This is a genomic window from Mediterraneibacter catenae (assembly GCF_008691045.1).
Taxonomy (GTDB): Bacteria; Bacillota; Clostridia; order Lachnospirales; family Lachnospiraceae; genus Mediterraneibacter; species Mediterraneibacter ornithocaccae.
This window is the reverse complement of sequence record NZ_VMSO01000014.1, coordinates 64,227-75,523: the sequence shown is the minus strand read 5'-3', so window position 1 is coordinate 75,523 and position 11,297 is coordinate 64,227. Positions and strand designations below refer to the sequence as shown.

The following is an 11,297-nucleotide window of genomic DNA, read 5'->3' as shown; positions in this document are numbered from 1 at the left end:
CCCTCCGTGTCATAGTCCGGGTATCCAGCTTCTTTCCCTTAAAATTAATCTGCGCCCGGCGCTTTCCTGAAAGATGATCTTTCGTTTCACGCACCCGCAGCGCCTCGCCGTTCGCTCTTATGTCTCCCTGCTTATTGTCAAAGTATGTATCACATTCCTCAATAAATCCCGTCTCTTTAAAACCCGTCTGCAAAAGCTTTTCCTTAATTTCAGCAAGTTCTGCGACTGGGAGCTTTACTTCAACTTCGATCATTTTAATTCCCCTTCCATAAGCTTTATCACATCCTCTTCTTTTATATATCCTATAGCCGTTTCCCTTTCTCCTTCAATTATAATCACCTGATAGAATTCTGTATCCTCCTGACTCTGAATCAGCTTGACATTTGCCGCACTTATCTCTGAATAAACCGGTTCTGATCCATTTGGCGAACTATATATCGCCACTTGATCCAAGCGGATTCCTTCCCAGATGTAGCTGGTCAAAAGTCCCAAAATAACGGAGGAGAGAATAGAAAGAATAACCTTAAACAAAAGTGGATGATCCCGTTCCACCTGATCAAGCACCTGCTTAACCTTCTTTTCCCATTCCTTTTCAACCTCTACGCACTGACATATTTTATCTTTGATCCTTTCAAGACACCTCATCTCTTCTTCAAATTTATCCGGGGGCATCTCTCCGGGCATTTTTCCACACTTATCTTCAGAATGCACCGACTGTATGTCATTCAGAAACATCTGGTAACTCATCAGCCTGTTTCTCATATTATCCTGAAACTGAGCATTCATCGTATCTCGGATCTCACTGATCACATCGTGTATCATTTCATTTGCTTTGCCAATCTCAGCATCCGGAACGCCCGTATTTTTCAGTATGTAATCCACTTTAAGAACCACTTTATCCATTGATCTTTTCATCTCCTCTTTTTCATCTATATAGAACTCACAATTTTTCTTCACTCAATCTATAGATCATCTCTACTTCAAAAATTTTACAGCGTCTGTTTCGGGCTGATCTTCCTGCCTGACCACCCCATCATATCCGCCCACCCAAGGATATTTTCCCTTTCTTCCGAACTCTCTTCGCTGTTCATGTCACATTCGTATATGGTCTGCAGCATTTCACAAAAGCCATGTATGCCGCCCACATCATCTACAAGTTCAATTCCATCTTTTTGGATACAGACCGGCCGATGCTTTATTGCGACTTCCTGCAGATTCTCAACCGATACATCTGGCATTTTCCCATTTATATCCTTCCACAAACCGTTTTCCCCTCGCTTATATGCATTTTCACATCCGATTAAAACTTTCCAGCCGTCACCATAATCATAGCGATAGACCAACTGTTCTGTAACCGGGTATACAGGAAAATCATATTTTTCTAAAAATTCCTGCTCCTTCTTCCTACTTTTAAATCTCGTATTCTTATATTCCCCGATCATTTCATGTAAATCCAGATTTGACAGTTGCGAATCTAAATATTCTCTAATTTCCGCGAACTTCACTTTATTTTCCCCTTTTACACAAAGTATTTCTGCAAGCGGCAGTCTTTCCAGTAATTCATGGCAGGTCATATCTGCAAATGCATGCATAACCTGATCTACCGTTGCTTCCTTCAGCTTTACAATATATGGAGTCGGCTGTTTTTCCGCTCCGAAAACAAATTCATGAACAGTTATTTCTTCCCACCTTGCAATCATACTCTGCACTTCTATCTGATTCATCACATAATGCTCGCCATATCCGTTATACCTATATGGACCCGTATATTTTTTCTTCATCCATGACCGGATGCTTTCCCCTTCTCTATAGTCATCATCCCAATATATATCTTCATAATTTTCTGTTGGGAATCTGAAATATACTCCCGCCATTTTTGCCCATATACTAAATTGATCCTCCGTTAATCCCTTAAATATATTCTCCGGCAGAACAAAACTGTGCAGATGTCCGTTCTGCCAGCCGAACATTCTGAGGATTGCGTAATTCAATGCATGCAGGGTAATGTCAGCCGGAACAAGAATATCCCTAGAAATAGCATCTTTCATCGAACCATATTCTTTTAAAATCCGTATTTCTTCTTCATCTGCATATTTTAAATCCAGTTCCAGATGCAGTCTCAATGCATCCGCTTCGCCAGTATAACTGTCCTTGAATTCTGCTGTTTTTTTTACTGTCATTTCTTCCGTCCTTTCTGATTTCTCTTCGTCTTTTGTTCTATTAACTTCGCCTTTTGTTCGCTTTGCCACCTGCATGGAAGCGGCTTTTTTCATCCTGCTCCTGTATCTTCCAGCCCTGACCGCATCCGGAGACAATACATCGCCACCATATATTCCCCGCTCATAGGGCATATATGCCTGCACGTTTTTCACAGACATATACAACATTTCCGCAATTTCTTCCGTGGTCAATCCCTGAGCCAGCAGATTTCTGATTTTTATACTTGTATCACTTTCCCATAGCCCCTCTGTGATCAGAATCTTCCGTACTTTGACCGTTGACATACCAGTCGCTCTGGCCGTTTCCAAAATCGAGTTATTAGCCAAATACAGACTTATCGTTTCCTCAACCTGATTCTCCGACATATTTCTCATAATCATTTCTCCCCCTTCAACTCAAGTGTATCGCCCGGTTATTTTCGTGTCAACCTAATCTTTTAATTCAGATAAATCCGCTTCAGCACCTTTGGCTTATCCGCTATTACCATCCAAACATAAAATCATTCAAATCCTGAAATGCTTTTTTCAATCCGGAATCCTGTTCTTGATCAATCATTTTCTCAATGAAAATCCCGTCTGCATCTGTATACTGTGCAGTGATATCATACGACTTTTCCACCAGCTTCTGTAGTCGTCTGCTCTTTGCCGAGGAATGATCCATACAGTATTGCTCAATCAATATTCTTGAATATTCATCCATTTATCCGATCCAGCTTTCTTTTTTTCATTATCTATCTGTCCAAGATCAGCTTTACTGACATCTGCAAGTCTTCGCTGAAATCAGCCAGATCATCATAAGTAATCACACCAAGCCTGATAAGCCTGATAATGTTATATATGGCTTCAGATTTACTCATATTCAGGATCACTCCCGGGTGGCGCCTGTCAGTATTGATCTTCTTCTCAAGCCCTCAGAACTTATTGGACGCTTTTTTATCCTCTGCGCTTAGCAAAGTAATATACTCCTCAATCAGACAGGACATATAGTTCTCCTGCCAGACAGGTATTTTTTCTCTATAAAGTTTCCAGTCTCTTTTTGATATTTCCATTGTTGTCTCTTTTCCTTTGGGTGAAGTTGCATTAATAAATGTTTCCACTCATCTTATATGTTCCACTGCAGTAGTCTTCTCTATTTTGAATAAACTGCGTCATTCTTAGAAAGGAGGTACACACAGTACTGATTCATACTGATCCCTTCTCTTTTAGAATGCTCTGCCAGAGACCGGTGCAGACTCCGGGGAATTCTTAGTTTAAATTGTCCGGAATAATGTTCTAAATTATCCGGTTCGTGAATCTCAATTCCTTCTTCCAGTGCAGCTTCAATCCATGCCTTTTTTGCGTCTACTGCATTTACAACCGCATCTTCAATCGTTTCCCCACAGGTAATACAGCCCGGCAGATCAGGATAAGAAACCACGTATCCGCCTTCTTCTTTATCTTCTACGATTTCCATTCGATAAGCCATCTTCATATAATCACTCAGCGTCTTCATCATTTCTCGGAGCATTCATCTTGTAACCATAACTTTCTAATACTTTCCGCAGCTCATCAAACCGGAGGTCTCTCGATAAAGTGCAGATACGCATCAATAGTTTATCCCATTTTGACATTTGAATACCTCCTGTTTACATTATATGTGGTGTCATATTTGGCGTCAATGATGTGTATGATAATTTATCCGCACTGGCAACAAAAAATCTTTTTCAAACTATAACCATATGCAATATATCAAATGGCAGATACCCGTAGAATATCTGCCATTTGATGTAATCTGAGTAAAAATGTAATCACTCGAATTCGCAAACAAAATCTTATCGCTATACTGTTTTGTATAGAAATTGTGGTTCTATCTGGTTTTATATGTGTTCCACTGTCCCTAGTCCACAGACTGAACTGAACGATGTTATCAATTTGTTATCATATTTGTGTTATCACTCAAAAATTCTTGTAATATCCTGATACCTGTTGACCACACGATAAATATCTAAATACTCATCGCCTGCCTTGTAGATGATCACGTAATCTTCCCATATCGCATATTTATAGTCTGTCCGAAAACTGACTCTCTTAGAAAGATCTGAACCCATTCCCGGAAACATCTGGAGATTTTCAAATTTACCGTAAATTTCCTTTATGGTCTTTGCAGCATATTCTTCACTATCTTCAGCAATGTAATCTCGGATATTCTTTAGATCCTTTGCAACAATCGGATTAATCCGCAGTTTTAACATTTTATTCCCCCACAAGTGCTTTCAATTCCTCCAGATCCAGCCATCCTTCGCCATCTTTCACTGCTTCTTCAGCTTCCTGCAGCTTTATCAGAAGTTTTTTCTCTGCACGGTCGCGTTCATAATCTTCAATATCCATAACTACAAAACGCCCTCTGCCATTCTTGGTCAAATACACTGGTTCTCCTTTACGGCAGTTCTTCAGGACTTCATTATAATTTCTCAAATCAGATACTGGTAAAATATTTGCCATATTCTTTCAGCCCCTTCCTTGATTTTATATTATTTCAGCTACCTTTATTATACACAGAAAGCTGTAAAATTCAACGTAGATTTTTACAGCTTTCAGAAAGTAATTTTCACTATGGATATTTTTATTATTATAGAAGTTTAGCATAGATTATGCCAAATCCGTGCATTATTCAAACTCTATGGTCCCCGGCGGTTTACTGGTCAGATCATAGAATACCCTGTTAACCCCCCGCACTTCATTTATGATCCTGCTCATTACTTTATTGAGCACCTCATACGGGATTTCCGCCGCCTCAGCTGTCATGAAGTCGATCGTCTTCACCGCTCTCAGCGCCACAGCATAATCATAAGTTCTCTCATCTCCCATGACTCCGACGGAACGCATATTCGTCAGCGCCGCAAAGTACTGGTTGATTTCTCTGTCCAGTCCGGCTTTCGCAATCTCTTCTCTGTAAATTGCATCTGCATCCTGTACGATTCGCACCTTTTCTGCTGTAACTTCTCCGATGATACGGATTCCGAGTCCCGGTCCCGGGAACGGCTGGCGATACACCAGTTCTTCCGGAATTCCCAGTTCCAGTCCGGCTTTACGCACCTCATCTTTGAACAGATCGCGAAGCGGCTCTATGATTTCTTTGAAATCTACATAATCCGGAAGCCCTCCTACATTGTGGTGGGACTTGATCACTGCGGATTCTCCACCCAGACCGCTCTCAACCACGTCTGGATAGATGGTTCCCTGCGCAAGGAAGTCCACGGCTCCAATTTTCTTTGCCTCTTCCTCGAACACACGGATAAACTCTTCGCCGATAATCTTACGCTTCTGCTCTGGCTCAGTTACGCCTGCCAGTTTATTGTAATATCTCTCCTGCGCATTTACGCGGATAAAGTTCAGGTCAAAATCTCCATCCGGACCGAAGACTGCTTCTACTTCGTCTCCCTCATTTTTACGGAGAAGACCATGGTCTACGAATACGCATGTCAGCTGTTTTCCGATCGCTCTGGAAAGAAGTCCTGCTGCCACGGAAGAATCCACTCCACCAGATAATGCAAGCAACACTTTACCGTCTCCTACTTTCTCACGGATTGCGTTGATAGACTGCTCGACAAAAGAATCCATTCTCCAGTCGCCGCTGCACTCACAGACATTCTTTACGAAATTGTTGATCATCTTTGTCCCTTCCTGCGTGTGAAGCACTTCCGGATGGAACTGGATCGCGTAAAGCTTCTCTGCTTCGTTCTCCGCTGCTGCCACAGGGCAGTCTGCAGTATGGGCAGATATCTCGAATCCCGGCGCCACTTTTGAAATATAATCGAAATGACTCATCCAGCAGACTGTCGGAGTGGACACATCCGCAAATACCTTGGAAGAAACTTTATCAATCAGGACTTCTGTTTTTCCGTATTCTCTGACATCCGCTTTCTCTACCTTTCCGCCAAGTACATGCATCATCAGCTGTGCGCCATAGCAAAGTCCAAGCACTGGTATACCCAATTTGAAGAGCTCGTCCGAATATGTCGGTGAATCCGGCAGATAACAGCTATTCGGACCTCCTGTAAGGATAATCCCTTTCGGGTTCATAGCTTTGATCTTCTCAATATCCGTTTTGTAAGAATAAATCTCACAGTACACATTACATTCCCTGACACGTCTTGCGACAAGCTGGTTATACTGTCCGCCGAAATCAAGGACGATCACTAATTCATTCTTCACGTTTTTCCTCCTGTAAAATACGGTCCCTGCGGACCGCGTGCTCTTATGCTTTCATTATAGTAGAGCCATCCCGGTTTGACAATAACTAAATTTCCCGGCATGTCCATAAGAACCGCCGGGAAAATCTGTATCATATCCTGCTATTCAAAATCTCCTCTTATGCCGCATATTTTAATATCTTCTTCTGAAGCTCTTCACAGTCATCAGAGTGCAGCTTAAGATCCATTACATTGTTCAGTCCAAGATGCATAATTCCAAGCAAAGATTTTGCATCTACCACAACGCGGCCTCTTCTCACGTCAATATCAAAGTCATATTTTGAGACCATATTTACGAATTCGCGGATTTCTTCCGGATGCTTAAAGGTAATCTTCATTTCACTCATTATTCATCTCACCTCTCTTTACAATGACATAATTTCATTTTCCTGTCTGCCTTCAGACGAACGTATCATACCATATTTATCCAATAAGGAAAGGGTGAAATTCTTTATAAAAGTCGATTTTTTTAATGAGCTGCCTTTCGAAATTCCGTCGGAAGCATCCCTGTCTCTTCCTTAAATACCCTGCTCATGTATTTTGAATCTGCATATCCGGTCAGTTCCGCGATCTGATTGATTTTAAGCTTTGTGCCGATCAGCAGCTCTTTAATCCGGTCGATCCGGTATTTTCTGATCGTTTCTGTAAATCCGGCTCCGGTTTCTTTTTTGAACTGACTGCTGAGATATTCCTCGGAAACAAAGAGCCTCCCCGCCACCTCTTCCAGTGTGATCCCCTGATCGAAGTATTTTCTCACAATCTGCACTGCCTTTCGCACAAGAGGACTCAGCCTGCTGTCCTCCTTTTCCTCAAATGCATCAAAATTCAGCATTGTCAGGAAACTTTCCATTGCAGCCCGTATTTCTCTCCAGCTCATGGCGGTAGAAATCGCCTGCATACACCGCTGGATCTCCACCTCAGATTCAATCTCCCACTGCGCTTTATAGACATTGAGCAGTGCCATATTGATTCGTATCAGACATTCTTTCATTTCTCCGGGGCTATGCGGTTCACGCCGCAAATAATCATACAGTCTGTAATATGCCCTTTTAATCTCTTCTCCGTCTTTGACTGTCACTGCCTGACGTGCCTGATTTTCGATTTCAACGGGATATTTCAGCGGCACAGTCCTCTGGCTGTCTATCACCTCCTGGCGAATCAGTTCTCCTCTGTCAAACAGCAAATTCCAATCTTTCATAAGATTCATATGTTTAAGCACATCTGGCAGATCCGCAATGCGTTTCGCCTTTGCCCAGATGCAGACCACTGTCCCCGACAGCTGCCGGCACAGCTTCGGTACAATTTCTTTCTGAAAATATGTATATTCTTGATTTTCATTTTCCATCTGATATAAAACGACAAACAGAATCTTCCACACTCTCGCCTCGAACACGCGGGAAGCTCGCCCTGCGCCGAAACCTTTCGCCTGCCCGATCACACTTCTTGCACGTCCTTTTTGTTCTTCAAATCCGTCACCAAGCCATACAGCAAAAACCGCCCCCGGCTCCTCAATTGTGAGGCCGAATCTCTGCCGGGTCATCATATTAAATTGAGGATTCGGGCTTAACTGTCCGTTCAGGCAGGCCATAAAAATATTTTCAATTGACAGTACAGCTTCTGTCATACATTCTTTCTTCCACTTTTCTTCTGCCCGCGCTACCGCCTGCTGGAGTTCATCTTCTCTCACCGGCTTAACCAGATATCCTTCCACGCCCAGATTGATTGCCCGTTTTACCTGGCTGAAATTCTCTCTTTCCGCCAGAAGCACTACTTTTACATCCCTGTGATCTCCTCGTATTTTCTCCAGCATCTCCAGCCCGTCCACCACAGGGAGTTCTACATCCGCTATGAGAAGATCCGGGCACTCACGCCGGACCATCTCGCAGCCGGTCTGACCGTCACCGGCAGTGCCGACTATCTTGCAGCAGCATCCGTCACAGTCATTCTGCTCCATCTCGGATATTGGTACTATACGTTGCAGCATTTTTTTGATCTCTCCGGCCTCCGCCTTTTCGCGTACAACAACCAATATTTTCATTGACCCGCTCCTTTCTCATTACCGAAGGAAAACTGCCAGTCTCTCAGATCATCCAGCAGTCATTCCGATCAAAAATGCCTCTGCAGCCAACACTAGAAGAAACAGAAGATTCCATATTGTAAATACTTTCAAGAAGGCGACCTTCTTATCCGGATACTCCTTTACAAAGAATTTAAATGATATCAGACTGGCCAACGATGCAATCAGCGTTCCCAGCCCGCCCAGATTCACACCGGTGAGCAAGGCAGAATAGTCACTACTAAATCCAGACAGAAGAATTGCAGCCGGCACATTGCTAATGATCTGGCTCGTAAGGATTCCCGCCAGAAGCTCTCTTCCCTGCACAGCAGACACTAAAAATTCACTGACCTGTGGAATCCGCTTCATATTTCCGATAAATACAAAAAAACATAAAAATGTCAGCAGCAGAAAGTAATCCACCGATAAATAAAGTTTCCTCTTTATCACTAATATAACTAATATAACACAGATCAGAACCGGCTGATATGACAGAATGCGAAAAACTACCAGCAGACACAAAATCAGCAGGATCAACAAAGGCATAGCCTGGCCGAGCACCCGTCCCGCTTTTTTCTCCGCTCTCTTCTCTGGCTCATCCTTTACAGATACGTCAAGAAGAGGCTCATCCTTTCCGACAAACACCACGATCACAAGTAATATAAGCGACAGTCCCGCATAAGGAAGAACCGCCTGCATGAATTCACCTGCAGTCAGGTCAGATATAGAATACAGATACAGGTTCTGCGGATTGCCGATGGGTGTCGCCATACTCCCCAGATTGGCGGCAATCGTCTCCAGCACAACCAATTTCAAAATCCGCTCCACTCTCCCGCTCATTCGTAATACAAGAATTGTAAATGGCACAAATGTGATCAATGTCACATCATTCGTAATCACCATACTGCTGAAAAAACAGAGGAAAATCATCACAACCGAAAGCCCGCGGATACTTCCCGCTCTCGTTATCAAAAAATGACCGAGCATACGAAAAATCCCAAGTGACTGAAATCCAGCCACAATGATCATCAGGCAGAAAAGAAGCGCAATCGTCCGGTAATCCGGATAAGTCAGATACAGCATATCCGGTTTTATCACAAATGCAGACAGTACTGCCAGCAAAAAAGAGACGCATAATACAGTTTCATTTTTAAGGAACAACTTAAATAATTTCATAACAGACTCCATTCTGCCGCCAAAAAGCGGCCTGCCGTCAATAACTGGCCGGCAGAACAAACAGACCTATTATATCCCCTTCCCCTGCGCAAAGCAATAAAAATATAATACTCTCAGCCGTTTTTCACTGGCCGTTCCCGTCACGATCTGCATATGGGCGGGATGCCGCAGGATCCACGCGGCCGCAATCGTTGTCGGGCTCACACAATACTGTTCAGCCAGCCGATCGATCTCCTTATTGAGATCCGTATATTTCTCACTTCCGAGAAAGCATCCTTTCCATGCAGGCGTCTGAAACGGCGACCACGCCTGTATTGTGATATCGTTGAGCCGACAGTAGTCCAGCACGCTTCCGTCTCAGTCCACAGAGCCTTCTCTCTCCATGTTTACTATGATAAGAAGATGGCAGAGGACCGGACTCACTACAATGCCCTTGGGCATTGTGCCGGCAAACTTGTCAGAGTCATCTGGAAGATGCTGACTGACGAAGTAGAATTTAACCTCGATTAAGAGGTCTGCATACCAATATCGATAGATTTTTTAAAAGCGCCCTAAGAGAGCTCTATTAAAGTTCCCCTTTTTTATTTATTATAATAGAACTTATTTTTACATGAAATTTCTTATTCTCTCCTCCGACAAATACTTCGCCAGTTCCTCCACCAACTCATACACCTTCGTTCCCGGTGCTATTTCTGTCGGCGTTTTCCCTTGTCCGTCTTTTATAATTCTCTTCGCATACCGAATTGCCAGTTTCGGATTCCCCTTTTCCATCAGAATCTCAAATATGTTGTTCATATTCTTCTAATATTTTCCAATCCCCAATTCCCGAAACTTATCATTCAGAAATGAAATATATTTGGTTCGTTGATTATTCGAAGTATAATATGCAAAATGCAGCAAAAACCAGAATTCAATGCACTCATTGCTCCACGCTGTATGGTATTACAGATCCGGGTTCCCTTGACTCAACTGCCTTGCCCGCTGTTCTACTCCATTAAAATCTTTTGCCGGAAAACTGTCTTTGTCATATACACACCAGATCTGCCCCTTTTGGATTTTGTTGCATATAACGGTCTAAGCACCTTATACACCAGACTGTGCAGTGCCTCTCCCCCCTCCATTCGGTCCATAAACCGCTGATACCGGAAGGAACAACTCTCCGTCTCTATCTTTGATCACCCTGTCCTCATGCTCTGAAATGGCGGTTGCCTGCATGTCAAATGTCATTTCGTCACGAATGCTTTTAAAATTCTTTACTGTAAATTGGCATAACATCTGTATTTACCTCCATTTTATTTCAACACCACATGTTCTTAATACTCGTCTTATCTCCTATTATATTCAATATTGATATTTTGCAAACATTATTTGAGACAAAACCTCATATTTTTGTTTGTAATTTGAAAAAACATCCGCCACATTACTCTGTGCCGGATGTTCTCTTTTCTTCCAACAATTATGCTTATCCATGCTGATGAAGATATTTCTCTCTCGTAGCCATCCCGCCCCGGATGTGGCGCTCAGATTTGTTGGTGTCAAGCACCTTGCGTGCTTCCCCGGCCAGGGATGGGTTGATCTGGAGGAGCCGCTCGGTGACATCTGGTGGTGTCAAGG

At 43.0% G+C, this 11,297-nt stretch carries 16 protein-coding genes and 3 pseudogenes; all 19 read right to left on the bottom strand.

All coding sequences use genetic code 11. From position 1 onward, the window contains the following. Positions 1-253 (bottom strand): CYTH domain-containing protein (locus FNY66_RS11065; RefSeq protein ID WP_150311190.1); only part of this gene is annotated, 253 nt, incomplete at its 3' end. Further along, positions 250-903, bottom strand: a complete 654-nt coding sequence (locus FNY66_RS11060) for a hypothetical protein (protein ID WP_150311189.1) — start codon at positions 901-903, stop codon at positions 250-252. The genes FNY66_RS11060 and FNY66_RS11065, both read right to left, overlap by 4 nt. A gap of 86 nt (positions 904-989) precedes the next feature. Beyond that, positions 990-2,594, bottom strand: a complete 1,605-nt coding sequence (locus tag FNY66_RS11055) for an IS1096 element passenger TnpR family protein (protein WP_190324834.1) — start codon at positions 2,592-2,594, stop codon at positions 990-992. A 106-nt stretch (positions 2,595-2,700) separates the two neighbouring features. Beyond that, positions 2,701-2,919 carry a hypothetical protein gene (locus FNY66_RS11050; RefSeq protein WP_087152287.1) on the bottom strand — a complete coding sequence of 73 codons (219 nt, stop codon included), beginning with the start codon at positions 2,917-2,919 and terminating at the stop codon, positions 2,701-2,703. A 31-nt stretch (positions 2,920-2,950) separates the two neighbouring features. Then, positions 2,951-3,076 carry a hypothetical protein gene (locus FNY66_RS15975; protein ID WP_324613921.1) on the bottom strand — a complete coding sequence of 42 codons (126 nt, stop codon included), beginning with the start codon at positions 3,074-3,076 and terminating at the stop codon, positions 2,951-2,953. A gap of 54 nt (positions 3,077-3,130) precedes the next feature. Continuing rightward, a complete protein-coding gene (locus FNY66_RS15970; protein ID WP_324613920.1) occupies positions 3,131-3,268 on the bottom strand; it encodes a hypothetical protein in 138 nt (45 codons plus the stop codon). Positions 3,269-3,348: 80 nt separating this feature from the next. Beyond that, positions 3,349-3,711 carry a type II toxin-antitoxin system HicB family antitoxin gene (locus tag FNY66_RS11040; RefSeq protein WP_150311199.1) on the bottom strand — a complete coding sequence of 121 codons (363 nt, stop codon included), beginning with the start codon at positions 3,709-3,711 and terminating at the stop codon, positions 3,349-3,351. 4 nt (positions 3,712-3,715) lie between these two features. Beyond that, positions 3,716-3,829, bottom strand: a pseudogene (locus FNY66_RS15805) (toxin HicA); the annotation flags it as partial. A 321-nt stretch (positions 3,830-4,150) separates the two neighbouring features. Beyond that, the gene (locus tag FNY66_RS11035; RefSeq protein WP_087152286.1) at positions 4,151-4,450 is read right to left on the bottom strand and encodes a type II toxin-antitoxin system RelE/ParE family toxin; all 300 of its coding nucleotides are present in this window, start codon (positions 4,448-4,450) and stop codon (positions 4,151-4,153) included. 1 nt (position 4,451) lies between these two features. Next, on the bottom strand, positions 4,452-4,700 hold the full coding sequence (locus FNY66_RS11030) for a type II toxin-antitoxin system prevent-host-death family antitoxin (protein ID WP_087152285.1): 249 nt from the start codon (positions 4,698-4,700) through the stop codon (positions 4,452-4,454). Positions 4,701-4,865: 165 nt separating this feature from the next. Beyond that, complete coding sequence (guaA, locus tag FNY66_RS11025; protein WP_150311187.1) at positions 4,866-6,413, bottom strand: glutamine-hydrolyzing GMP synthase; 1,548 nt, start codon at positions 6,411-6,413, stop codon at positions 4,866-4,868. Positions 6,414-6,570: 157 nt separating this feature from the next. Next, a complete protein-coding gene (locus tag FNY66_RS11020; protein ID WP_087152283.1) occupies positions 6,571-6,798 on the bottom strand; it encodes an HPr family phosphocarrier protein in 228 nt (75 codons plus the stop codon). A 122-nt stretch (positions 6,799-6,920) separates the two neighbouring features. After that, positions 6,921-8,489 carry a response regulator transcription factor gene (locus tag FNY66_RS11015; RefSeq protein ID WP_087152282.1) on the bottom strand — a complete coding sequence of 523 codons (1,569 nt, stop codon included), beginning with the start codon at positions 8,487-8,489 and terminating at the stop codon, positions 6,921-6,923. 48 nt (positions 8,490-8,537) lie between these two features. Next, a complete protein-coding gene (locus FNY66_RS11010; RefSeq protein WP_150311186.1) occupies positions 8,538-9,683 on the bottom strand; it encodes an SLC13 family permease in 1,146 nt (381 codons plus the stop codon). A 69-nt stretch (positions 9,684-9,752) separates the two neighbouring features. Then, the gene (locus FNY66_RS11005; protein WP_330581326.1) at positions 9,753-10,031 is read right to left on the bottom strand and encodes an aldo/keto reductase; all 279 of its coding nucleotides are present in this window, start codon (positions 10,029-10,031) and stop codon (positions 9,753-9,755) included. Positions 10,032-10,289: 258 nt separating this feature from the next. Then, a complete protein-coding gene (locus FNY66_RS15800) occupies positions 10,290-10,478 on the bottom strand; it encodes an RloB family protein (protein ID WP_229409507.1) in 189 nt (62 codons plus the stop codon). Positions 10,479-10,484: 6 nt separating this feature from the next. After that, positions 10,485-10,613 (bottom strand): annotated as a pseudogene (locus tag FNY66_RS16230) (RloB domain-containing protein); the annotation flags it as partial. 153 nt (positions 10,614-10,766) lie between these two features. Next, positions 10,767-10,958, bottom strand: coding sequence for a hypothetical protein (locus FNY66_RS10990; protein ID WP_229409505.1), 192 nt, complete (start codon positions 10,956-10,958; stop codon positions 10,767-10,769). A 187-nt stretch (positions 10,959-11,145) separates the two neighbouring features. Then, positions 11,146-11,289, bottom strand: a pseudogene (locus tag FNY66_RS10985) (sporulation transcriptional regulator SpoIIID); the annotation flags it as partial. Positions 11,290-11,297: the final 8 nt, after the last annotated feature.

Coding starts and splice junctions, on each gene's coding strand:
- FNY66_RS11060 (WP_150311189.1), bottom strand. CDS start 903: ATGGATAAAGTGGTTCTTAAAGTGGATTACATACTGAAAAATACGGGC.
- FNY66_RS11055 (WP_190324834.1), bottom strand. CDS start 2,594: ATGAGAAATATGTCGGAGAATCAGGTTGAGGAAACGATAAGTCTGTAT.
- FNY66_RS11050 (WP_087152287.1), bottom strand. CDS start 2,919: ATGGATGAATATTCAAGAATATTGATTGAGCAATACTGTATGGATCAT.
- FNY66_RS15975 (WP_324613921.1), bottom strand. CDS start 3,076: ATGAGTAAATCTGAAGCCATATATAACATTATCAGGCTTATCAGGCTT.
- FNY66_RS15970 (WP_324613920.1), bottom strand. CDS start 3,268: ATGGAAATATCAAAAAGAGACTGGAAACTTTATAGAGAAAAAATACCT.
- FNY66_RS11040 (WP_150311199.1), bottom strand. CDS start 3,711: ATGAAGACGCTGAGTGATTATATGAAGATGGCTTATCGAATGGAAATC.
- FNY66_RS11035 (WP_087152286.1), bottom strand. CDS start 4,450: ATGTTAAAACTGCGGATTAATCCGATTGTTGCAAAGGATCTAAAGAAT.
- FNY66_RS11030 (WP_087152285.1), bottom strand. CDS start 4,700: ATGGCAAATATTTTACCAGTATCTGATTTGAGAAATTATAATGAAGTC.
- FNY66_RS11020 (WP_087152283.1), bottom strand. CDS start 6,798: ATGAGTGAAATGAAGATTACCTTTAAGCATCCGGAAGAAATCCGCGAA.
- FNY66_RS11015 (WP_087152282.1), bottom strand. CDS start 8,489: ATGAAAATATTGGTTGTTGTACGCGAAAAGGCGGAGGCCGGAGAGATC.
- FNY66_RS11010 (WP_150311186.1), bottom strand. CDS start 9,683: ATGAAATTATTTAAGTTGTTCCTTAAAAATGAAACTGTATTATGCGTC.
- FNY66_RS15800 (WP_229409507.1), bottom strand. CDS start 10,478: ATGAACAACATATTTGAGATTCTGATGGAAAAGGGGAATCCGAAACTG.
- FNY66_RS10990 (WP_229409505.1), bottom strand. CDS start 10,958: ATGTTATGCCAATTTACAGTAAAGAATTTTAAAAGCATTCGTGACGAA.